We start from the raw sequence: 20,093 nt of genomic DNA, 5'->3' as shown, positions 1-20,093 counted from the left end.
TCACGCCAGGGCGTGGGTGCCGAGGACGGCGAGGAGCTGGAGGCGGTCGTGGCTCTCGGTGCCGGGCACGGCGGTGTAGACGAGCAGGCGGTGGGACTGCTGCGGGTCGAGCAGGGTCTGGCAGTGCAGCTCGATCTCGCCGACGACGGGGTGCACGACGTGCTTGAGCTCGTCGGGGCGGACACCGACCTCGTGCGCCTCCCACAGGGTGCGCAGCTCGGCGCTGGCCGCGAGCGCCAGTTCGGCCAGCACCGCGGCCCGTGACCCGGGGCCGCGCAGGGTGACGACCTGGCGCAGGTGCGCGGCGTAGACGCGGGACAGGTGCGCGTGGTCGTCTGGCCGGTACAGGGCGCGGGTGGCGGGGTCGGTGAACCAGCGGTACCCGATGCTGCGCGCGGGGCCGGTGTGCGCGGTGGCGTCGCCGGTGAGGGCGACGGCGAGCGGGGTCTGCCGCAGGGTCTCGCCGAGCTCGGTGACGATCTCCGCCGGGGTGTCCTCCAGGCGGTCGAGGATGCGCAGCAGGCCGGGGCTGACGTGCTCGCTGAGGGCGCCGCGGGGCGGGGGCTGGTGCCCGACGAGGCGGAACAGGTGGTCGCGCTCGTCGAGGGTCAGGTGCAGGCCCTGCGCGATCGCGGCGGTCATCTGCTCGGACGGGCGCGGTCCGCGCTCGCGCTCGAGGCGGGCGTAGTAGTCGGTCGACATGTGGCACAGGGCTGCGACCTCCTCGCGGCGCAGCCCCGCGGTCCGGCGCCGCGGCCCGCGGGGCATCCCGACGTCCTCGGGCTGCATGGCCTGCCGGCGGCGGCGGAGGAACTCCGCGAGCCCTGCCCTGTCGATCACGCGACCACTCCCCGTCGGTTGAGCACCCCCTGTTCCTACCGTGCCGCGCCGGGCGCATCCACGGCCTGCTGATCCCCCTCTGGCACGGCAGTGCTGCGGCGCGAGGGGCGGATCGGGAGGCCCTGGATGGGGCCCGCCCCGCGGCTGACGCTGGCTGCACAGCCCGCCCGACCCGAGGAGGAACCCGTGAACCGTCCCCCGACCGTCGACGCCCGACGCCCCACGGACGCCGTCGGCACCGCCGTCGGCGTCAGCGCCGCCGCCCGCCGGGTGCTGGGCCTGCCCGAGCTGCCCGAGCAGTCCGAGGCACGTGCCGCGACGCAGCGCGCCCTCGAACGTGTCGGCGGACCCGTCGGCCTGACCGTGGCCGTCGCTCCGACCGTGGCCTTCGTCGCCGCGGACGCCGCCGCCGGCCTGGAGGCGGCGTTCGTCGCCCTCGGGGTCACCGCGGTGCTGGCCTTCGCGGTGCGGCTGGCCCGGCGCGAGCCGCCGGGCGCCGCCGTCGCCGGCCTGGTCGTCGCCGGGGTCTGCGCGGGTGTCGCCGCGCTGGCGGGTGAGGCGCGGGCGTTCTTCCTGCCGAGCATGCTGCTGCCCGTCGTCTTCGTCGTCGCCTACGTCGTCTCGCTGGCGATGGGCCGTCCGCTGACCAGCCTGATGGTCCACCCGCTGTCGGGCGGGCCCCGGGACTGGCGCCCGTACCCGGACCTGCGCCGCGTCTACGTCGTCAGCTCCCTCGTCGGGCTGGCGATGGCGGCGGTGAACCTCGTCGTCCGCGTCGTGTTCTACCTCGCCGACGAGCCGGCCGTCCTGGCCGCGATCCAGGTGACGGCCACGTCGGCGTTCGCCGTGCACTTCGCCGTGACGCTCGTCGCGGCCCGCCGGGCGGCGGGGTCGCTCACGGTCCCCGCACCCGCCCCCTCGTCCCGCTGACCCTTCTCGAACCCTGGAGACCACCATGCCTCGTACCCCTCACCTGGACCTGCCCGACCTGACCGGCCGGCGGGCGCTCGTCACCGGCGGCTCCGACGGGATCGGCCTGCGCATCGCCGGACGGCTCGCCGGTGCCGGTGCCGACGTCGTGCTGCCCGCCCGCAACCGCACGAAGGGGCAGGCCGCGGCCGACGCGATCCGCGCCGAGCACCCCGCCGCCCGCGTGACGGTCCACGACCTGGACCTGGCGTCGCTGCGCTCCGTCGCCGCCCTGGGCGAGGAGCTGCGCGCCGACGGGCGCCCGATCCACCTGCTCATCGCCAACGCCGGGGTCATGACCCCGCCCGAGCGCCAGACCACCGTGGACGGGTTCGAGCTGCAGCTCGGGACCAACCACCTCGGGCACGTGGCGCTCGTCGCGCACCTGCTGCCGCTGCTGTCCGCGGGCCGGGCCCGGGTGACGTCGCAGATCAGCGTGGCGGCCCGCAGCGGGTCGATGCACTGGGACGACCTCAACTGGGAGAGGTTCTACGAGGGCCGCCGCGCGTACAGCCAGTCAAAGATCGCGTTCGGCCTGTTCGGCCTCGAGCTGGACCGCCGCAGCCGCGCGGGTGGCTGGGGAGTCACGAGCAACCTGTCGCACCCCGGGGTCGCGCCGACCAGCCTGCTCGGGGCGCGGGCGGAGATCGGGCGCGAGCGTGACACCCCGCAGATCGGGATGATCCGGCGGCTGTCCGCCGCGGGCATCCTGCTGGGCACCCCCGAGAGCGCCGCGCTGCCCGCGCTGCTGGCCGCGACGACGCCGGAGCCGGCGGGCGGGCGGCTGTTCGGCCCCGCCGGGTTCGGGAACCTGGGCGGCGCGCCGACCGCGCACGCCCTGTACCGGCCCCTGCGCGACGCGGCGGAGGCCGCCCGGGTGTGGACCGTCTCCGAGGCGCTCGTCGGCGTCCCGCTCGACGCGGCGCCCGTGCGGTGAGCGGCTGAGGTCACCCGCCCGGGGACCCCGGCTCCCCGGGCGGGCCGCGTACCATCTTTCGGGCCCCGCGCGACCGCGACGGGCCTCTCCCCCACGCAGGACGGACGGCGCATGAGCGCGCAGACGACCACGCCGGACCGGCACGGCGACACCCCCGACGCGGCCGGCGGCCCCGCCGGGCTGCCGGGCGTCAGCGCTGCGGACTTCGAGACGTTCCTGCGGGTCGTCGACCAGGTCGCCGTGCTGCCCCAGGAGCACCCGCAGCACACGGCTGCGCGTCGCGCCGCGTCCGGGCTGTTCAAGGCGGCCAAGAAGCACCGTCGCGGCGAGAAGCGGCGCCTCGAGGCCGAGGCCGACGCCGCCGTCGTGGCCGCGACCGCCACCGGCAGCCCCGGGCGCATCGACGACGAGACGAACGGCCTGATGCTGACCTCGTCGACGACGGCCGCGACCGCCGGCACCCTGCTGCGCGCCCGGCCCTGCTACGTGTGCAAGCAGGACTACACGGTCGTCGACGCGTTCTACCACCAGCTCTGCCCCGCCTGCGCGGCCCTGCACCACGCCAAGCGCGACGCCCGCACCGACCTGACCGGCCGGCGGGCGCTGCTCACCGGCGGGCGCGCCAAGATCGGCATGTACATCGCCCTGCGGCTGCTGCGTGACGGCGCGGACCTGACGATCACGACCCGGTTCCCCCGCGACGCGGTCCGGCGGTTCAGCGCGATGGCGGACTCCGGCGACTGGCTGCACCGCCTGCACGTCGTGGGGATCGACCTGCGCGACCCCGCCCAGGTGGTGTCCCTCGCGGACCACGTGGCCGCGCAGGGGCCGCTCGACGTGCTCATCAACAACGCCGCGCAGACCGTGCGCCGCTCCCCGGGCGCGTACTCGCGGATCGCGGACGCCGAGCAGGCACCGCTGCCCGACGAGGGCGCACGCATGATCACCACGTTCGGGCACACCAGCGACGCGCACCCGCGCGCGCTCGCCGGGTCCGTCAGCGAGCTCACCAGCCCGGCCCTGGCCATCGAGCGCGCCGCCCGCGCGGCCGCCGACGACCTCGTCGCGCAGTCCCTCACCGCGCAGGCCGCGAGCCTGGAGCGGCTCGTCGCCGGCACGTCCATCGACGCCGGCGGTCTGATCCCCGACGCCGCGGAGACCAACAGCTGGGTCGCCACGGTCGAGCAGGTCGACCCGATGGAGCTCCTCGAGGTCCAGCTGTGCAACCAGACGGCGCCGTTCATCCTCATCAGCCGCCTGCGCCCGGCGCTGGCCGCGTCGCCCGCGCGCCGCACGTACATCGTCAACGTCTCCGCCATGGAGGGGGTGTTCTCCCGGCGCTACAAGGGCCCCGGGCACCCGCACACCAACATGAGCAAGGCCGCGCTCAACATGCTCACCCGCACCAGCGCGGCCGAGATGCTCACCGACGGCATCCTCATGACCGCGGTCGACACGGGCTGGATCACCGACGAGCGCCCGCACCCCACCAAGGTGCGGCTCGCCGAGGAGGGCTTCCACGCCCCCCTCGACCTGGTCGACGGCGCCGCGCGCGTGTACGACCCGATCGTGCGCGGCGAGGCCGGCGAAGACCTGTACGGCTGCTTCCTCAAGGACTACGCCCGCTCGCAGTGGTGACCTCCCGCGCCCAGCACCGCCGTTCGAGATGCTCAGCACGCTGAGCATCGCCATGCTGGGTCCATGACGACGACGCGCACGGCGCAGGCCGCCCCCACCACCTCACGCGACCGCGTCCGGCAGGTCACGGTCCTCGTCGGCGCGGTCGTCGCGATCGTCGGCGCCGCGATCGGCGCGGGCGCGTTCGGCGGCCAGCCGATCGCCGAGGCCGCCGGCGGCGCGCTGTCCGCGACCGCGACCCCGATCGCGCCGGACACCCCGGCGTTCTCGATCTGGTCGGTCATCTACACCGCGTTAGCCGTCTTCGCGGTCGTCCAGGCGCTGCCGCGCCAGGGCTCCGACCCGCGGCTGCGGGCCGTGTCGTGGTGGGTGCTGGCGTCCATGCTGCTCAACGCCGTGTGGATCGCGGTCGTGCAGGCCGGGTCGGTCGGCGGCAGCGTCCTGGTGATCCTCGCCCTGCTCGCCGTGCTGGCGACGATCTACGTGCGGCTCGTCCGCCTCGCGCACACCGGCACCGCGACCTCCGTCGTCACGGACGTCACCGTCGGGCTGTACCTCGGCTGGGTCAGCGTCGCGACGCTCGCGAACATCACCGCGTTCCTCGCCGTCGCCGGCGTCGGCGAGCTCGGCCTCGGCGCGACCGTCTGGTCCGTCGTCGTCCTGGCCGCCGCGGCGACCCTCTCCGTGGCCTACGCCGTCTTCGGCCGCCGCCGGCCCACCCTCGTCGTGCCCGTCGGCCTGGCGATGGCCTGGGGGCTGACGTGGATCGGCATCGGCCGCACCGAGGGCCCGGTGGTCGACCAGACCGTCGCCGCCTCCGCGTTCGTCGCCGCCGCGATCGCCCTGGTGTCCCCGATCGCGACCACCCTGTCCGCCCGCCGCCGCTGACCCGAGACCGTGGCACCTGCCCGGCCGCCGGACGTCAGGCGCCGGGGCGCGGCGCATACATGATGACGGCGACGCCGACCAGGCAGATCAGCGCGCCCGTCACGTCCCACCGGTCGGGGCGGAACCCGTCGACGACCATCCCCCACAGCAGCGACCCGGCCACGAAGACCCCGCCGTACGCGGCCAGGATGCGGCCGAAGCTCGCGTCCGGCTGGAGCGTCGCGACGAACCCGTAGGCGCCGAGCGCGATGACCCCCGCGCCGATCCAGAGCCACCCCTTGTGCTCCCGGACGCCCTGCCACACGAGCCAGGCGCCGCCGATCTCGAGCAGGGCCGCGGCGACGAAGAGCACGATCGAGCGGGACGTCGTCACCGGGGGCCTCCTCGGGATGGTCGCCGGCACCCAGCAGGCACGGCAGGACGGCCGAGCCTAGGCGGCGGCCGTCGACGCGGCGACGCCGATCCGTGGACCGGTGCCCCCGGCGGGTCTAGCGTCGGTCGTGCACGTCGCCACTGGGGGGATGTCGACCGTGAGGAGCACCGCCATGCCCGTCGATCCTGCTGCCGTCGTCCCGCCGGGCTGGGTCGGGGGGTTCGCGCAGTCCGACCCCGCGTTCGCGTACCCCGAGCCGGACCTGTCGTCGCTGCCGCTGCTGGGCAACATGGACAACATCGGGCTGCTGCAGCGCCAGCAGGCCGTGCTGTGGCCGGAGTTCAGCTGGCTGACCGTGCCCGGCGACCCCGCGTCCCGGGCGTTCCAGATGTTCGCGCCCGACATCTCGCGCGTCGGCTACACCGACGCCGGGCGCATCTACTCGGTCATCTGCCCGCAGCAGGGTGTGGTGTCCCCGTCGTTCGGGGCCCTGAACGTGGAGGTGTCGGTGACGGGCCAGCGCGGCTGGGTCGACGAGACGACGCGCACCCTGGCGGCCGACATGACCGTCGAGGCGAAGGTCTGGTTCAGCCCGAGCGCGAAGCAGAGCCCGGTTGTGCGGCTGCTGTGGACGCTGTTCGCCGACAACGGCCTGCTCTTCCCGGCGGACAAGGCGCGGGCGATCCGCGTCTCGACGCACCGGAGCGGGGAGCCGACCGAGCCGGTGTTCCCGGTCCGCGCGGGCGAGGGCACCGCGTTCGATAGCCCGTCGTTCGCCCAGCACCACGACGTCGCGTGGACGGTCGGCAACGTCGAGGTCGAGATCGGCCCGATCGCCAGCACCGGCGAGGCGGTCGTCGACGACTTCAACCACCTCGTGATGGACGTGTTCAACCGCTCCTCGGGGAACCTGCTGACCCCCGGCACGGTGCTGACCTGGAACGTCTGGTTCACCGAGCCCGCGATCGTCGACCAGCAGGAGTGGCGCGAGCACGCCGAGAAGTGGCGCGAGTCCATCGACGCCGACCACGGCAGCCCCGACGGCCCCGGCACGTCCCCGCGCTACTTCGACGGCACGCCCTTCGTGGCGTCCGCCGAGACGGCGCAGCAGGAGACCGAGGCCCTCGCCGACTACCTGGCGACCCACATGCCCACCCTCGCCGCGTCCCGGCGGGAGGCCGCCCGGACCCGCGACGCCGCCGGCCTCGCCTAGTGGCGCATGCCCCGGCGGCACCGCGGGACGTCGTCGAGGACCTGGGACCCGTGCAGCTCGCGCGGTTCGTCCCGGAGGACGTCGACGACGTCCACGCCTTCGCGTCCGACCCCGTGGTCTGCGAGCACACGACCTGGGGCCCCAACACGCCCGACGACACCCGGGCGTTCGTGGAACAGGCGTGCCGTCCCGAGCCCGGGACGGTGCTGCTCGCGATCGTCCGCGACGGCCACGTGATCGGCTCGGCGTCGGTGTGGACGACCAGCCGGTCCGACCGCTGCGGCGAGATGGGCTACGTGCTGCACCGCGACCACTGGGGCCGCGGGTACGCCACGCTCGTCGCCCGGGCCCTGCTACGGATCGGGTTCGACGACCTGGGCCTGGCCCGTGTCGCCGCGACATGCGCGCCGGCGAACACGGCATCGGTCCGCGTCCTGGAGAAGGCCGGCCTGCAGCACGAGGGCCACCTGCGCGGGGACCGCCTCGTCCGCGGCGCCCGCCGCGACTCGCTCGTTCTGGCGCGACTGGCCACCGACGGCTGAGCCCGCGACCCGCGACCCGTCGTCGCTGCAGCATGGATCTGTGGACGACTCGATCACGCTGCACGTCCGGGGAGACCTGACCGACCGTGAGCTCGACCTGCTGCACGCGGCGGCGTTCGGTCTGCCGCCCGCGGGCGCGCCGTGGCGCAGGCGGCTCGCCGACCACAGCCTGACGTGGGTCACGGCCCGGCTCGACGACCGGCTCGTCGGTTTCGTCAACGTGGTCGGCGACGGAGGGGTGCACGCGATCCTGCTGGACACGTGCGTCGCCGCCGACGTGCGTGGGCGGGGCGTCGGCCGGGCGCTGGTCGGGGTGGCCGCCGACGAGGCGCGCCGGGCGGGCTGCCACTGGTTGCACGCCGACTACGCGCCGCACCTCACCGACTTCTACGAGGGCGCGTGCGGTCTGCGACCCACCGACGCAGGCCTCCTCCGGCTCGTGTAACGGGTACGAACCACGCCGCAACGGATGATCACTAGTGTTGCGCTAGCGCTATGGTAGTGATCATGGAGATCCCCACCGCCGAAGCCGCAGACGCGCTCGGCGTCTCGCAGCAACGCGTCCGCGCCCTCATCAGCGCGGGGCGGGTACGCGCGCGCCGGGTCGCCGGTCGATGGCTCGTTGACGCGGCCTCCTTGCCGAGCGAGCCCCGACGGAGCCGACCGATGAGCCCGAGCTCCGCATGGTCGTTCCTCAGCAGCGATGCGCCGGACGCCCGCCCTGAGGCCGCCTACCGCCGGCGTCAGCGTCGCGACAGGCTCGCGCGCGACGGCGAGCCCGAACGCCTCCTCACCTCCTGGGTCGCATCCCGCGCCCGCCGCGAGGTCTTCACGTCGCGACACCCCGAACACGTCCTCGCCGACAGCCGTCTCGTCAGGTCCGGCCTGTCGGACCCACGAGCGGGAATCGCCTCGGGTGACTTCGCGGAGGCCTACGTCCTGGTGGAGGACCTGGACGACATCGTCCGCGCACACCTGCTGCGCCCAGGGCGGTCGAGCCCCAACGTGGTCCTCCACGCCGTGCCGCGACTGCCGCCCGACCCCGTGCCGCCGCTGATGGTCGCAGCCGATCTCGCCGAGCACGACCAGCCACGTGAGCTGTCCCGCGCTCGCGAGCTGATCCGCGAGGAGCTCTGCTCATGAGCATCGCGCTGCGGGCCATGGGAGACGCCCAGCGGCAGGCCTGGCTCGCCATCCTCGACCTCCATGACCGCTACCCGACCGGCTGGACGATCGTCGGCGGCCAGATGGTGCACCTGTGGTGCGCCGAGCGTGGCACCGCACCGACCCGCCCGACCGACGACCTCGACGCGGTGCTGGACGTTCGAGCAGAGCCGAACGCCTTGCTGACGTTCACAACGGCGCTGCGCGACATGGGCTTCCGGCCGGAGGGCGAGACGTGGAACGGGCATCAGCACCGATGGGTGCGAGACAACGCACAGATCGACGTGCTGATCCCGAGGCATCTCGGTGGTCGCGCTGCGGGCCGCAAGGGCGTCAGCGGTGGGACGACGCTGGAGACGCCGGGCGCACAGCAGGCGCTCAGACGGTCTCGCGATGTCACGGTCACCGTCGGAGACCGTGACGGCATGGTCCGGCGCCCGAGCCTCCTCGGGGCACTTGTCGCCAAGGCCGCAGCCAACACCGTCTCGCTGGACCCGGCGCGGCGCCGCCACGTCCTCGACTTCCTGGTACTGACGACGCTGATCGAGCCGGAGGACCATGTCGAGGCAGCCGACGCCCGCGACCGCCGCTACCTCGCCGGCATGCTGGCCACCATCGGAGACGACCGGCGAGCCGTGCTGACCGTCGACGGCGCCGAGGACGGTCTCGCCGCCCTCCGCACAGCGCTGGACACCTGACGACATGGACAAGAACTTCGTCTCCGGCTCCGGGTGGCAGCGGCTGTTCGTGGAGCTGCAGGAGGCGCGAGAGACGGGCCAGGACGTGCGGCCCGTGCTGGATCGCTGGCTCCCCCGGCACCGCCGCCACGTCGAGGAGGTGCAGCGGGCCGGGCACCCCGACAACCATGGGCGGCCCCTCGGCGTGCCGGAGCCCGGCGCGTACACGACGTCGCAACGGCTGTACGCCCTCGGGCGGGTCCTCGACGTCCTGCTCGTCGACCGTGCGCCGCGTGCCGACCTGGTGCCTCCGGGCCTTGCACCGGCGGCGCGGGCCGAGACGTTCCCGGCGTTCTGCGCGAGCCTCGGTGCCACCCCGATCGGCGACCGCCCCTTCCACCCCTTCTTCCACGAGGTCGTCGAGGTGGTGCCGTCGGACGACCCGGACGAGGAACCGACCATCCTCGAGGAGCGGTGGCCCGGGCACCTCATGGACGCGATGGTGCTCGTCCGGACGGGCGTCGTGGTCAGGGCAGGTGCACACCACCTCGTCCACGGGGTGGCCGACCGCTCGACCCTCTACTGGACGTTCCTCCGCCCGGGGCGCCCGACCGAGGACCTCTCGTCCGGCTGGGGCTCGCGCTCGCAGTGGACCACCGGCTTCCGTCGCGACTACCTGGTCGACGGGCTGCTGCACTACAACGTTGACGAGGCGCTGGGCGAGGGGAGGCACGTCGAGCCCGACGAGATCGACGCCGCCGCGATGACCGGGATCGTCCGTCACCGGTGCAGCACGGTCGTCGACCACGGTGACGTCTTCCCCTACGACGCCCACCACGTCGAGCCGGCCCCGTGAGACGGGCTCCACCTCAGCCCTGCTCGGGTGCCGCCCGCAGCACCGGCGCGGCCGGCAGGGCGTACGAGGGCAGGCCGCGGCGGCGGACGAGGCGTTCGGCGACGACCAGGTTGGGCAGCCAGCACAGGAACGGCACCGCGGCGTAGGCGTTGGCGAACGCTGCGTCGGGGTCGAGCCCGGGCCCGCCGACCACCACCTGCGCCCCGACCAGCACCCCGAGCCACAGGCGCAGCGTCACCGCGGCGAAGGTCAGCGCGTAGTTGCGCAGCATCCACGCCTGGTGCCCGGCGAGGTCGCCCGTGCGGACGGAAGCGAGGGCCCGGGCCCCGGTCACGACCCACAGCACCGCGAGCGCCCCGAAGCCGAACACCCCGACGAGGCCCGCGGTGTTGACGGGCAGGATCGCCAGGCCGGAGAGCCCGCCGAGCGCGACCGCACCGAGGTACACGCGGCCGGTGGCGCGGTGCAGGGCGGTCGCGCGGCGCCGCAGGGCGTGCGAGAGCTGCACGGGGCCGAGGAGCAGGGCGAGCGACGCGGTGACGATGTGCACGTAGAGGGCGCCCTGGAAGAACGGGTGGGCGTCCGCGTAGCCCCCGCCCAGCCCGCCACCGTCCTCGGCGAGCTGGTCGAGGCTGGCGGCGCCGTAGGTGACGAGCGAGACGAGGGCGATCGCCAGCGCGAGGACGCCGACCACCGCCAGGCCGACCCGGCGGTGGGCAGGGACCTGCGGAGCGGCGTGCGGCGTGGTCATGGGACCCCTTTGATGCGAGAGCCGTTTACATTGTGAGCGGTGTCAACATATGGCCCGATGTTAGGGTCGTCAACATGCCGTCCAGTCCTCGATCCCCGGGTCGGCGTGCGGCCTACCACCACGGCGCCCTGCGCGACGCGCTCCTGACCGGCGCACGCGAGATGCTGGCCGAGCGCGGCCTCGACGGGTTCAGCCTCAGCGCCCTGGCGCGGCACCTCGGCGTGAGCACCGCAGCGCCCTACCGGCACTTCGCCGACCGCGACGCCCTGATCGACGCCCTCTGCGTCGAGGGCTACGAGGAGTTCGGCGCCGCGCTCGACCGCGCCGCACGCTCGACCGACGACCCGCGCGCCCGGCTCGACGCGCTGGGCGTCGCCTACCTGCGGTTCGCCGCGGAGCACCGGGCCGTCTTCACCGTGATGTTCGCGAACCGCGGCGAGGCCGTGACGGAGGCCGGCCGGCCGACGTTCGACCCGCTCGTCCAGGCCATCCTCGCGGCACAGGCCGCCGACGTGCTGCCCCCGGCCACGGACCCGCGCGTCCTCGCCCGCACGCTCTGGGCGACCCTGCACGGGCTCGCCGTGCTCGGCGGCCAGGGCGGGCTGGCCAAGCTCGGGCTCGACGACGCCCCGGAGGCGCTCGTCGCGAGCGCGTTCTCGTTGGCGACCAGGTGAGAGCACCCGGGACGCGCGGTGTCGCACCCGCACGTCCCAGACGTGGGGCCACCGGGTGCGGTAGGCATGCCCGGGGACCGCGTCCGGCGGCCCGTCACTCACAGCAGGCCTGCTCGGGGCCTGTGGGGCCCAGGGAGGACGGCAGCAGATGACGCCCGAACGGATGCTGGTGCTCGTCATCTTCGTCGGGCTCGCCGTGACAGCACTGTGGATCGGCAGCGGCTGGACGGCCGCGGGCCCCGCGCTCGGTGCCGTAGCGATCGTCGTCGACACGTGGCGCAGCCGACGCGCCGATGCCCGCCGGGCGGCCAGGGACTGAGCCGGCGGCGGTCGAGCGACACCGGCGCGACCAGCGAGAATGCCGTCGCACCGTCCTGGACGAACCAGCAGACTGCAGCCGTGGACGACGACCTGGCCGACCCGGGCTCACTGCTCGGGCAGCTGCAGCGCGGGCGGGGGCGCGGCGTGCAGCGGGCGCTGGACGCACCGGACGCCGCACCACTGGTGCTCGGGTGCGTCGCCGACGACCCGCGCTGGGACCGCCAGACGGAGGAGCGCGCCGACTGCTACGCCCGGCTCCTGATGGACCTGCGAGTACCCGTGGCAGACCTCGACGTCGACGTCGGCGATCCCGAGGCGCGGTGGACGCTCGCGTTCGACGTGCTCGACTCGATGGCGCGCCGCGGCTCGCCCGACGCCAACGTCATGCTCCGGACCTGGTACGACGTGGCGGACGACGCGGGACACGGCCCCGCCGCCCCGCAGCCCGGCCGCGGGGCGGGCCGGAGAGCGCACGCCCTGGGCATGTGGACCACCGACGACCTCCGCCGGGTGGCCCGTCACGCCACGGCACCCCTGCGGCTGTGGGCGACGCGCGAGCTCGGCAGGCGGCGCGACACCGTCGTGCTGGACCTCGCCGAGGACGACGCGCTGCGGGCCGACGGGGGCCACGCGTGGCTCGCCGGTGCGACGCTCGACCTCGGCGCGGCAGCGCTGCCCCGTGCTCGCACCTGGCTGGAGGAGCCGGACCCGTGGCTGCGGTCGATCGGCCGTGCGATCGTCGCCGGCCACGGGGACCGGCCCGACGCCGCAGCGGTGCTCACGTGGTTCGACGGTGCGGTCGCCGACGGGGACTGGTGCCGGACGGAGGTCTACGCCGACGCGCTCGGCCGGCTCGGGCACCGGCCCGCCCTGCCGGCGCTCGCGCGGGCCTGGGAGGTCACCCCGCACTCGCGAGCACGCGGCTCGTACCTCGGGGCGCTCGTCCGCCTGCGTCCTGGCGACCTCTCGTCGTACCTGGCGGAGGCTGCGGACGACTGCGAGCCCGCGACACGTGAGCGCGCGGCGGGAGCTCGCTGAGAGCTGTGGCCCGGGGAGGTGGCTACTCGCCCGTCGTGCCGTCGGCGAGCTCGCGGGCGACGTCGAGGTGGCCGACGTGCCGGGCGTACTCCTGCAGCACGTGGAACGCGATCCACGCGAGCGTCGGCGTCGGCTCGGCGGTGAAGCGCCCTCCGATGGTTCCCCGGGTGCTCCACGGCACGGTGGTGAGGATCTGCGTCGTGCGTTCGCCGCCGGCGTGCAGGCGCTCGGCCAGGTCGGCGGCGGTCACGTCGTCGGGCACGTGCCACCGCCCGGCGTCGGTGCCACCGGCCTTGTCGCCCCACGGCTGGTCGACCTGCTCGGCGTGGAAGCCCCACGCGAACCAGCGCTGCTCCATGTGCACCAGGTGGCTGAGGAGCTCCAGCGGCGTCCACCCGGACGGCAGCAGCGACGTGCGCTGCTGGTCGGGTGCCAGGCCGAGGACCTTGCGGGCGGCGGCGGCGCGGTAGTAGTCGAGGTACGCGACCATCTGGACGGCAGGGTCGGCGGAGTCGACCCGGGGCTCGACGTCGGAGACGGCCATGCGCGCCACCGTAGCGTCAGCCCGGGGCGAGCCGGGCGAGGTCGCGGACGGCGTACCGGTGGTGCTCCCACTCCTCCTCGAGGATCACGTGCACGCACTGCCGCACCGACTCGGTCCGGTCCGGGGCCCACGGGTTGGTGCGCACCTGCTCGAGCTGCTCGGGGGTGACGTCGGCGAGGAAGTCCCGCACCTGGGCGACCCGGTCGGCGCGCGCGGCCAGCACGTCCGCGTACGGCGGGGTCCCGGGCATGAAGACGGACGTGTCGTGACCGTCGGTCGCGTACTCGACGTTCGGCTGGCCCAACGGGTGCGGCGGGCCGTCGATCTGCAGGACCGCCCGGCGCAGCCACGTGTCGGTGGCGAAGACCAGGTGCCGCAGGGTCTGGGCGAACGACCACTCGCCGTCGACCTGCACGTCCACCGCGCCCGCCGGGAGCGTCGCGGCGCGCGCGAGGGTGGCCTCCCAGGTGCGCTCGACCGCGGCCCAGGCGGCGCGCAGCCCGTCCGGGTCCTCGGCGCGCCGCTGCTCGCGCCCCGGGAACCGTCGGTCCAGCTGGGCCTCGACGTAGGGCACGACGTCGACGCCGTTGACCAGCAGGCGGTCGTCGGTCAGCCACGGTGCGTCGATGTCCGCGCCGGGCAGGTCGACGCCGCGCATCACCACGCCCGCGAGCCGCGCGCGCACGAACCGCGCACCGGTCAGGTCCGCGTCGACGAACTGCGCCGCCGTCAGGTCGTCCGTGCCGTCGAACGTCACCATCGCTCCCCCTCGTGCCTCGCCGCACGCGGCACCCGCCACGTCTCCCGGACAGGCTCGCGCACACCGCCCACACCGGCACGACGGGGGTCCCCTCCGCCGGGCGCGCGCCCGTCGTGCCGAAATGCCTCGTCGGGTCCGCGACCGTGGTGCCACGATCGCGCGCATGAGCACCGACGGCGCCGCACCGGCGCACCCTGCGACGACGCCGCGCGTGCGGATCGTCCACCTCGACGGGCCGACGTTCCGGGCGCTGGCCGCGGGTGACGTCCCCGCCGTCGCCGCGGCGTCGCCCGTGCCGCTGCCGGCGTCGTTCGCCGGGCCGGACTGGCGGGGCGTGTGGCGCCGGCGCGCGGCCCAGGTCGACGAGGACCCGGGCGCGGCGGCCTGGGTGACCGGCGTCGTCTGGGACGAGGACCGCGGCCTGGCGGTGGGTCGCGCGGGCTTCCACGGACCGCCCGACGACGACGGGATGGTCGAGATCGGCTACGCGGTGGAGCCGGAGCACCGGCGGCAGGGCTACGCGCGGGCCGCGCTGGTCGCGCTGCTGCGGCGGGCCGCGGCCGAGCCCGGGGTGCGGACCGTGCGCGTGTCGATCAGCCCGGACAACGCGGCGTCCACGGCGCTCGCGCTCTCCGAGGGCTTCGTCCGGGTCGGCGAGCAGTGGGACGACGAGGACGGCCTGGAGATCGTGTACGAGGTGCCGGCCCGCCGGTGACGCCTGCACCGGGGGGAGGCTCATCGGGAGGGGTGGACGCGCAGGTGCGCCAGGGCTGCGGCGGCGAGGTCGGGCCAGCGGTCGGCGTGCTCGACCGGGACCTCGACCCAGCCGTGGAAGGAGCGCCCCCGGGCGCCGGGGCTGAACAGGTCGGCGCCGGGCAGCGCGAGTGCCGCGGCGTGCTCGGCCGTGCCCGCGCCCAGGCGCACGCCCAGGCGGTCTCCCTCGAGGCAGGCGAACATCCGCCGGTCGAGCGCGAGCATCGGCCGCCCCATCATCTGCGCACGCCGGGCTCCGGCAGGCTCGAGCTCCGCCAGCACCTCCTCGAACGCTGCGAGGGCGGCGGCGTCGACGGGCGGGGCGCTCACGAGGGCGCCCCGTGCACGGAGGACCGACCGGCGGGGTGCCACGCGCGGACGGCGTCGGCCACGTCGGCAGGGGCGTCGGACGGCACGAAGTGCCCGGCGCCGGGCAGCCGGACCAGGTCGGCGTGGGGCAGCTCGGCCCGCCAGCGCGCGAGCTCGGTCTCGCGGAAGGCGATGTCGCGGTCCGCCCAGAGCAGCAGCGCGGGCACGTCGGCGAACGCGGGCAGCGTCCGGGCGACGTCCGCGAGGAACGGCGTGGAGCGGACGATCTCGGCGGCGAACCGGGACGTCACCGCGCGGCGGTCGGGAGTGCCGAGCGGGGCGAGGTAGTGGTGCATCTCGGCGCGGGTGAGCCGGCGCCTGCGGTGCCCGAGCGGCAGCATCGCGCGGACCACGAGGTGCGCGTGCCGCGCACCGAGCCGACCGACCGGTCCGCCCATCGCGCGGGAGAACGTCGTGAAGTGCCGGTCGTCGTCGACGGGCCAGGCCCAGCTGTTGGCGACGACGAGCCCCGCCAGCCGACCGGGGTCTCGGCGGGCGGCGGCGAGCCCGATCGGGACGCCCCAGTCGTGGGCGACGAGCGTCCAGGCGTCCAGGCCGAGCGCGGCGACGACGTCCGCCACGACGCGGGCGTGCTCCGCGGGCGACCCGCCGAAGCCGGGACCGGCCGTGCTGAGCCCGAGGCCGGGCAGGTCGGGGGCGACGCAGCGGAAGTCCGCGCGCAGGCGGGCGACGACGTCGCGCCACTCGTACGACCAGGTGGGGTTGCCGTGCAGCAGGAGCAGGGGCGGCCCGGTGCCCTCGTCGACGAGGTGCACGACGGCGTCGTCGACCTCGACGGTCCGGGTCGCCCAGGGGTAGGTGGTGCGGTCGAGCCAGTGCGGGTCGGTCACGGCCCCTCCGGTTGATAGTCTCCACCGTGGTACAGAAAGTCAACCACCGAGGGGTGCGCGTGTCCACGTACGGCCAGTTCTGCGGCGTCGCCCGGGCCCTCGACGTCGTCGGCGAGCGGTGGACCCTGCTGCTCGTCCGCGAGCTGCTCGTCGCCCCCCGGCGGTTCACCGACCTGCGCGCCGGTCTGCCGGGCATCGCCCCCAACCTGCTCAGCCGCCGTCTGACCGCGCTGCAGGACGCCGGCGTGGTCGAGCGACGCCTCGCCGACCGCGGCACGGTCTACGCCCTGACCCCCTGGGGCGAGGAGCTGCGCGGCGTCGTGCGCGAGCTCGTGCGCTGGAGCGCCCGCACCATGTCGGGCGGCCCGGCCGCCGACGACACCTTCCAGCCGCAGTGGCTCGCCGTCGCCCTGGACGCCCTCCTGCACGACGTGCGCACGGCCACGCCGGTCACGCTGGCCCTGGACGCCGACGGGTGGCAGGGCACGGTGAGCGCCGGACCGGACGGCATGGTCGTCACGGGCGGGACCGCGCCCGACGGCCGGGCCCCCGACGCCACGCTCCGCGCCCCGGGCCCGCTCCTCCTGGGGGCCGCCTCCGGTGCCGTACCGCTCCCCCGGCTGCTGGCCGCCGGCACCGTGACGGGCGACCGTGCCGCCGTGGCCGCTGCCCTGGGCGTGCCGGACGCCTGACGACCACGGGCTCGGGGCGTCCTGCGCGGCGGCGCCCCGGGTGCGGGTCGCACCCGGGGCGCGGGCTCAGACCCGGCGCTCGCGCTGGCCCCATGCCCAGCGCAGGAGCTCGCCGTCGACCGGACGGATCGTGCAGCAGGTGTCGAGCGCGCGGGTCGCGCGCCACGGGTCGGGCTCGTCGTGCCCGCGCAACGGGTCGGCGCCGGGCCGGGCGGGGTCGCCGGCGTGCGGGTCGTCGGCGCCGGGCGTGCTGTTCCAGGGCGTGTGCATGCGCAAGGGGTCCTTCCTCGGTCCTGGGTGCCGGCCCGGGTGCGGGCGGCTGGTCCGGAGCGGGGAAGGGTCAGTCGGGGCGCGCCCCGGGGCGGAGGGCCAGGGCGGGAGGCACGGCGTCGTCCGCCGCGCGGCCGGCCGCGCTCGTGGCGGCGGGACCACGGGGGGCGCCGGGCACGGCCGCGGCGTCGGCCGACGGCGCCGGCGCGGGTGACGCGGCACCACCGGTCGTCGCCGGGCAGCCGGCGCCACGCCCATGGGGCCCGGACGGCGCGACCGGGTCGCTCTCGGGGACGGCCGGCGCACCGGCCACGACCACGACGTCGGCCCGACCCGCACCGCCGACCGGCGACGCGCCGCGGGCGTCCGCGGCCACGAGCCCGGTGCCGGCTCCCGGGGGTGCTGGGGCGACGCCGACGGTCGCAGCCACGAGCAGCTCGGGGGCCGGCACCGCAGCGCTCGACGGCGGGCGCTGCGGCACTGTCGTCGACGGACCACCCGGCTCGACCTCCGCGGGGAGCAGGGCGTCCGTCAGCGGCGCGCCGACGCCGCCGAGCACCTGCCCGAGAGCCGGCACGGTTGGGCCGAGCGGGACGGTCACCGGCGCCAGCAGCCGGCCCACCGGCACGGTCACCGGTGCGAGTGCGCCGAGCACGGGCCCGGTCACCGGCGTCAGCCCCGCGAGCGGCGGGCCCGTGACCGGGGCCGCCGCCCCGAGGACGGGCGTCACCACGTGCGCGGCACCGCGGCCCGCCGGCGCGAGCGCTGCACCGACGGGACGCACCGCCGGGTCGACGACCTCACCGACCGCCGTCTCGACCGGCTCGAGCGCAGCACCGAGTGGTTCGAGGGCATCGCCGACCCCGCTGGCGACCGGCTCCACGAGGACGCCGACCGGCTGGACGACGGGCTCGGCGACCTGCTGGGCGACCGGTTCGGTCACCTGCGAGGCGACCTGCTCGAGGACCGGTTCGGTCACCTGCTCGGCGACCGGTTCGGTCACCTGCTCGGCGACGGGCTCGGTCACCTGCTCGGCGACCGGCGCGACGACCTGGTCGACGCCCGCGAGGACCTGGTCGACGCCCGCGAGGACCTGGTCGACGCCCCGGGAGAGCTCGGCGACGGCGACGTCGAGTGCGCCGGCCGCACGGCCCGCGGGCGTCGGCTCGGCAGCATGCGCCGGGGCGGCGAGCACGGCACCCCCGGCCCACAGGCCGGCTGCCGCGGCGGCCGTCAGCAGGGCGCGTCGCCACCGAGCACCTGCGCGCACGTCACCTCCGACCGCTCCTGAACGTCGGTCCAGGGTAGTCAGACGCCTCGGCCGGACGCACGCAGGCCACGCGACGGCCCGGGCTCAGCCGGCGTGGCGCGGAGCCACGTCGAGCACCCAGGTGACCCCGAACCGGTCGGTGACCATGCCGTACAGGGGCGCCCACCCCGCGGGCGCGAGCGGCTGGACCACCGTGCCGCCGGCCGCCAGCGCCTGCCAGTACCGGGTGATCTCGTCGGCGTCGTCGCCACGGACGGAGACGAAGAACGGGTCCTCGCCCCGGGCGTGGGCGCGGCCGGACGGCACGTCGTAGGCCATGACGCGGAAGCCGGCGTCCGAGACGACCTGCCCCCACATCACCTGGTCGGCCTCGGCCGGGTCCTGCACCGCACCCGCGTCGGCGTAGGTGATCGCGACGAGCTCGCCGCCGAACACGGACCGGTAGTGCTCCAGGGCGGCACGGGCGTGACCACGGAAGTTCAGGTGGGTGACGGTGCTGATGCTCATGAGGACTCCTGGTGCCGGGGGCGGCGCGGCGCGCTGCCCGGTCCTCACGACGCTAGGAGACCTAGGTGCCACTTCTCGGCCGCAATGCGCGGGAGACTGGGGCATGGCCGTCACGAGCACGCGCACGCTCCGTCTGCTGTCGCTCCTGCAGCAGCGGCGGCACTGGGGCGGGGCCGAGCTCGCGGGACGGCTGGGCGTCTCGCTGCGGACCCTGCGCCGGGACGTCGACCGGCTGCGCGAGCTGGGCTACCCCGTGGCCGCCCGCCGCGGCATCGACGGCGGGTACGCCCTCGCGCCCGGGGCGGCGCTCCCGCCGCTGGTCCTCGACGACGACGAGGCCGTCGCGCTCGCTGTGGGTCTCTCGGCGGCGGCGACGGGCGTGGCCGGGCTGACGGAGGCGTCGGTGCAGGCCCTGGCGAAGGTCGTCGCGGTGATGCCGGCGCGGCTGCGGCGGCGCGTCGACGCCCTGCGGGCCATGACGGTCCCGGCGACGTGGGGCGGAGCGGGCGTCGACGAGGTCGTGGAGCCCGGCGTCCTGACCGTCGTCGCGCTGGCGTGCCGCGACGAGGAGCGGCTCGCGTTCACGTACGCCGGCGCGGAGGGCCCGACCACGTCCCGCCAGGTCGAGCCGGTGCGCGTGGTGCCCCTCGGCTCCCGCTGGTACCTCGTCGCGTGGGACCTCGACCGCGTGGACTGGCGGGTGTTCCGCCTGGACCGGGTGCGCGACCCGCGCGGCACGGGTGCCCGGTTCGCGCCCCGGGCCCTGCCGGCGGAGGACGTCGCGACGTTCGTGCGGGACCGCCTGAGCGGCGGTCCCGAGCGGCACCGCGTGGAGGCCCTGGTGGAGGCGACGGCCGCCACGGTGCGGCAGCGCGTGTCGTGGCTGGCCGCCGAGGACGACGGGCCGGGCCGCTGCCGCGTCCGCCTCGAGGTCGACGACCTGCGGTGGGCGGCGGCCGCGCTCGCGCTGGTGGGCGAGCCGTTCACGGTCGTCGCACCGCCGGAGCTGCGCGCGACGCTCGCCCAGGTGGCGGACCGGCTCGGTGCCGCGGCGACGCACGGCGCGGTGGAGTCCCCCACCGCCTGACCGACCCCGTGCGGCGCACCTAAACGTTTCCGTCCGGTGCCGCCCGGCACGTCGACGGCTACCGTGGCGAAGCGCTTCGACGACGCCGTCGGGGCGCGGCGCTCGACGG

General features: G+C 75.7%; 27 protein-coding genes. 17 read left to right on the top strand and 10 right to left on the bottom strand.

Annotation, left to right across the window (positions count from 1 at the left end; all coding sequences use genetic code 11):
* On the bottom strand, window positions 1–840 hold the full coding sequence (locus FBY24_RS08420; RefSeq protein ID WP_142159729.1) for a helix-turn-helix transcriptional regulator: 840 nt from the start codon (window positions 838–840) through the stop codon (window positions 1–3).
* 186 nt (window positions 841–1,026) lie between these two features.
* On the opposite strand from FBY24_RS08420, the gene FBY24_RS08415 reads away from it, so the two are divergent.
* From FBY24_RS08415 to FBY24_RS08400, 4 genes are all read left to right on the top strand, one after another.
* Entirely contained in the window at window positions 1,027–1,770 is a 744-nt protein-coding gene (locus tag FBY24_RS08415; protein ID WP_160158462.1) for a DUF3159 domain-containing protein, read from the top strand.
* A gap of 25 nt (window positions 1,771–1,795) precedes the next feature.
* Window positions 1,796–2,746: an SDR family oxidoreductase gene (locus tag FBY24_RS08410; RefSeq protein WP_142159725.1), complete on the top strand. Its 951-nt coding sequence runs from the start codon at window positions 1,796–1,798 to the stop codon at window positions 2,744–2,746.
* A 111-nt stretch (window positions 2,747–2,857) separates the two neighbouring features.
* A complete protein-coding gene (locus FBY24_RS08405) occupies window positions 2,858–4,384 on the top strand; it encodes an SDR family oxidoreductase (RefSeq protein ID WP_255432301.1) in 1,527 nt (508 codons plus the stop codon).
* A gap of 63 nt (window positions 4,385–4,447) precedes the next feature.
* Window positions 4,448–5,272, top strand: a complete 825-nt coding sequence (locus tag FBY24_RS08400) for a tryptophan-rich sensory protein (RefSeq protein ID WP_142159723.1) — start codon at window positions 4,448–4,450, stop codon at window positions 5,270–5,272.
* A 34-nt stretch (window positions 5,273–5,306) separates the two neighbouring features.
* On the opposite strand, the gene FBY24_RS08395 is transcribed toward FBY24_RS08400, so the two are convergent.
* Window positions 5,307–5,645 (bottom strand): YnfA family protein, encoded by a 339-nt coding sequence (locus tag FBY24_RS08395; protein ID WP_142159721.1) that lies wholly within the window; start codon window positions 5,643–5,645, stop codon window positions 5,307–5,309.
* Between the two features lie 157 nt (window positions 5,646–5,802).
* Here FBY24_RS08395 and FBY24_RS08390 point away from each other — a divergent pair, with 157 nt between their 5' ends.
* The 6 genes from FBY24_RS08390 (at window position 5,803) to FBY24_RS08365 (ending at window position 10,097) form a co-directional block, all read left to right on the top strand.
* Window positions 5,803–6,858: a hypothetical protein gene (locus tag FBY24_RS08390; protein ID WP_142159719.1), complete on the top strand. Its 1,056-nt coding sequence runs from the start codon at window positions 5,803–5,805 to the stop codon at window positions 6,856–6,858.
* Window positions 6,858–7,400 (top strand): GNAT family N-acetyltransferase, encoded by a 543-nt coding sequence (locus FBY24_RS08385; protein WP_255432300.1) that lies wholly within the window; start codon window positions 6,858–6,860, stop codon window positions 7,398–7,400. The genes FBY24_RS08390 and FBY24_RS08385 overlap by 1 nt, the downstream gene beginning before the upstream one ends.
* Window positions 7,401–7,440: 40 nt before the next feature.
* Window positions 7,441–7,845: a GNAT family N-acetyltransferase gene (locus FBY24_RS08380; RefSeq protein WP_255432299.1), complete on the top strand. Its 405-nt coding sequence runs from the start codon at window positions 7,441–7,443 to the stop codon at window positions 7,843–7,845.
* A gap of 62 nt (window positions 7,846–7,907) precedes the next feature.
* Complete coding sequence (locus FBY24_RS08375) at window positions 7,908–8,543, top strand: helix-turn-helix domain-containing protein (protein ID WP_222117224.1); 636 nt, start codon at window positions 7,908–7,910, stop codon at window positions 8,541–8,543.
* A complete protein-coding gene (locus tag FBY24_RS08370) occupies window positions 8,540–9,262 on the top strand; it encodes a hypothetical protein (RefSeq protein WP_142159717.1) in 723 nt (240 codons plus the stop codon). The genes FBY24_RS08375 and FBY24_RS08370 overlap by 4 nt, the downstream gene beginning before the upstream one ends.
* Window positions 9,263–9,266: 4 nt before the next feature.
* A complete protein-coding gene (locus tag FBY24_RS08365) occupies window positions 9,267–10,097 on the top strand; it encodes a hypothetical protein (protein ID WP_142159715.1) in 831 nt (276 codons plus the stop codon).
* A gap of 13 nt (window positions 10,098–10,110) precedes the next feature.
* Here FBY24_RS08365 and FBY24_RS08360 read toward each other — a convergent pair whose 3' ends face one another.
* Window positions 10,111–10,848 (bottom strand): DUF2306 domain-containing protein, encoded by a 738-nt coding sequence (locus FBY24_RS08360; RefSeq protein ID WP_142159713.1) that lies wholly within the window; start codon window positions 10,846–10,848, stop codon window positions 10,111–10,113.
* A gap of 74 nt (window positions 10,849–10,922) precedes the next feature.
* On the opposite strand from FBY24_RS08360, the gene FBY24_RS08355 reads away from it, so the two are divergent.
* The 3 genes from FBY24_RS08355 (at window position 10,923) to FBY24_RS08350 (ending at window position 12,881) form a co-directional block, all read left to right on the top strand.
* Window positions 10,923–11,522 (top strand): TetR/AcrR family transcriptional regulator, encoded by a 600-nt coding sequence (locus FBY24_RS08355; protein ID WP_142159711.1) that lies wholly within the window; start codon window positions 10,923–10,925, stop codon window positions 11,520–11,522.
* A 148-nt stretch (window positions 11,523–11,670) separates the two neighbouring features.
* Window positions 11,671–11,841, top strand: a complete 171-nt coding sequence (locus tag FBY24_RS18970) for a hypothetical protein (RefSeq protein WP_160158461.1) — start codon at window positions 11,671–11,673, stop codon at window positions 11,839–11,841.
* An 80-nt stretch (window positions 11,842–11,921) separates the two neighbouring features.
* Entirely contained in the window at window positions 11,922–12,881 is a 960-nt protein-coding gene (locus FBY24_RS08350) for a hypothetical protein (protein WP_142159709.1), read from the top strand.
* Window positions 12,882–12,903: 22 nt separating this feature from the next.
* Here the strand turns inward: FBY24_RS08350 and FBY24_RS08345 are convergent, their stop codons facing one another.
* Both FBY24_RS08345 and FBY24_RS08340 read right to left on the bottom strand, forming a co-directional pair.
* Window positions 12,904–13,425 carry a DUF664 domain-containing protein gene (locus FBY24_RS08345; RefSeq protein WP_142159707.1) on the bottom strand — a complete coding sequence of 174 codons (522 nt, stop codon included), beginning with the start codon at window positions 13,423–13,425 and terminating at the stop codon, window positions 12,904–12,906.
* Window positions 13,426–13,441: 16 nt separating this feature from the next.
* On the bottom strand, window positions 13,442–14,185 hold the full coding sequence (locus FBY24_RS08340) for a DinB family protein (protein WP_142159705.1): 744 nt from the start codon (window positions 14,183–14,185) through the stop codon (window positions 13,442–13,444).
* A gap of 163 nt (window positions 14,186–14,348) precedes the next feature.
* On the opposite strand from FBY24_RS08340, the gene FBY24_RS08335 reads away from it, so the two are divergent.
* Window positions 14,349–14,900: a GNAT family N-acetyltransferase gene (locus FBY24_RS08335; protein WP_142159703.1), complete on the top strand. Its 552-nt coding sequence runs from the start codon at window positions 14,349–14,351 to the stop codon at window positions 14,898–14,900.
* Window positions 14,901–14,920: 20 nt separating this feature from the next.
* Here FBY24_RS08335 and FBY24_RS08330 read toward each other — a convergent pair whose 3' ends face one another.
* Both FBY24_RS08330 and FBY24_RS08325 read right to left on the bottom strand, forming a co-directional pair.
* On the bottom strand, window positions 14,921–15,268 hold the full coding sequence (locus FBY24_RS08330; RefSeq protein WP_142159701.1) for a TfoX/Sxy family protein: 348 nt from the start codon (window positions 15,266–15,268) through the stop codon (window positions 14,921–14,923).
* Entirely contained in the window at window positions 15,265–16,158 is an 894-nt protein-coding gene (locus FBY24_RS08325; protein ID WP_142159699.1) for an alpha/beta fold hydrolase, read from the bottom strand. The genes FBY24_RS08330 and FBY24_RS08325 overlap by 4 nt, the downstream gene beginning before the upstream one ends.
* 59 nt (window positions 16,159–16,217) lie before the next feature.
* On the opposite strand from FBY24_RS08325, the gene FBY24_RS08320 reads away from it, so the two are divergent.
* Window positions 16,218–16,850, top strand: coding sequence for a winged helix-turn-helix transcriptional regulator (locus tag FBY24_RS08320; protein WP_142159697.1), 633 nt, complete (start codon window positions 16,218–16,220; stop codon window positions 16,848–16,850).
* Window positions 16,851–16,916: 66 nt separating this feature from the next.
* Here FBY24_RS08320 and FBY24_RS08315 read toward each other — a convergent pair whose 3' ends face one another.
* Together FBY24_RS08315 and FBY24_RS08310 are read right to left on the bottom strand one after the other, a co-directional pair.
* Window positions 16,917–17,120, bottom strand: coding sequence for a hypothetical protein (locus FBY24_RS08315; protein ID WP_142159695.1), 204 nt, complete (start codon window positions 17,118–17,120; stop codon window positions 16,917–16,919).
* 70 nt (window positions 17,121–17,190) lie between these two features.
* Window positions 17,191–17,853: a hypothetical protein gene (locus tag FBY24_RS08310; protein ID WP_142159693.1), complete on the bottom strand. Its 663-nt coding sequence runs from the start codon at window positions 17,851–17,853 to the stop codon at window positions 17,191–17,193.
* On the opposite strand from FBY24_RS08310, the gene FBY24_RS08305 reads away from it, so the two are divergent.
* Entirely contained in the window at window positions 17,854–18,411 is a 558-nt protein-coding gene (locus FBY24_RS08305) for a hypothetical protein (protein ID WP_142159691.1), read from the top strand.
* Window positions 18,412–18,474: 63 nt separating this feature from the next.
* Here FBY24_RS08305 and FBY24_RS08300 read toward each other — a convergent pair whose 3' ends face one another.
* A complete protein-coding gene (locus FBY24_RS08300; protein ID WP_142159689.1) occupies window positions 18,475–18,897 on the bottom strand; it encodes a VOC family protein in 423 nt (140 codons plus the stop codon).
* A 103-nt stretch (window positions 18,898–19,000) separates the two neighbouring features.
* Between FBY24_RS08300 and FBY24_RS08295 the strand changes: the two genes are divergently transcribed.
* Window positions 19,001–19,984, top strand: a complete 984-nt coding sequence (locus tag FBY24_RS08295) for a YafY family protein (protein WP_142159687.1) — start codon at window positions 19,001–19,003, stop codon at window positions 19,982–19,984.
* Window positions 19,985–20,093: the final 109 nt, after the last annotated feature.

Source organism: Cellulomonas sp. SLBN-39 (assembly GCF_006715865.1).
Taxonomy (GTDB): Bacteria; Actinomycetota; Actinomycetes; order Actinomycetales; family Cellulomonadaceae; genus Cellulomonas.
Note: the sequence above shows the minus strand (reverse complement) of the source record. Positions and strands in the feature narration are given on the sequence as shown.

Bases quoted from the DNA above. Each gene is read 5' to 3' on its own strand.
- FBY24_RS18970 (WP_160158461.1), top strand. From the start codon at position 11,671: ATGACGCCCGAACGGATGCTGGTGCTCGTCATCTTCGTCGGGCTCGCC.
- FBY24_RS08375 (WP_222117224.1), top strand. From the start codon at position 7,908: ATGGAGATCCCCACCGCCGAAGCCGCAGACGCGCTCGGCGTCTCGCAG.
- FBY24_RS08400 (WP_142159723.1), top strand. From the start codon at position 4,448: ATGACGACGACGCGCACGGCGCAGGCCGCCCCCACCACCTCACGCGAC.
- FBY24_RS08335 (WP_142159703.1), top strand. From the start codon at position 14,349: ATGAGCACCGACGGCGCCGCACCGGCGCACCCTGCGACGACGCCGCGC.
- FBY24_RS08410 (WP_142159725.1), top strand. From the start codon at position 1,796: ATGCCTCGTACCCCTCACCTGGACCTGCCCGACCTGACCGGCCGGCGG.
- FBY24_RS08340 (WP_142159705.1), bottom strand. From the start codon at position 14,185: ATGGTGACGTTCGACGGCACGGACGACCTGACGGCGGCGCAGTTCGTC.
- FBY24_RS08315 (WP_142159695.1), bottom strand. From the start codon at position 17,120: ATGCACACGCCCTGGAACAGCACGCCCGGCGCCGACGACCCGCACGCC.
- FBY24_RS08355 (WP_142159711.1), top strand. From the start codon at position 10,923: ATGCCGTCCAGTCCTCGATCCCCGGGTCGGCGTGCGGCCTACCACCAC.
- FBY24_RS08370 (WP_142159717.1), top strand. From the start codon at position 8,540: ATGAGCATCGCGCTGCGGGCCATGGGAGACGCCCAGCGGCAGGCCTGG.
- FBY24_RS08295 (WP_142159687.1), top strand. From the start codon at position 19,001: ATGGCCGTCACGAGCACGCGCACGCTCCGTCTGCTGTCGCTCCTGCAG.
- FBY24_RS08405 (WP_255432301.1), top strand. From the start codon at position 2,858: ATGAGCGCGCAGACGACCACGCCGGACCGGCACGGCGACACCCCCGAC.
- FBY24_RS08300 (WP_142159689.1), bottom strand. From the start codon at position 18,897: ATGAGCATCAGCACCGTCACCCACCTGAACTTCCGTGGTCACGCCCGT.
- FBY24_RS08345 (WP_142159707.1), bottom strand. From the start codon at position 13,425: ATGGCCGTCTCCGACGTCGAGCCCCGGGTCGACTCCGCCGACCCTGCC.
- FBY24_RS08360 (WP_142159713.1), bottom strand. From the start codon at position 10,848: ATGACCACGCCGCACGCCGCTCCGCAGGTCCCTGCCCACCGCCGGGTC.
- FBY24_RS08365 (WP_142159715.1), top strand. From the start codon at position 9,267: ATGGACAAGAACTTCGTCTCCGGCTCCGGGTGGCAGCGGCTGTTCGTG.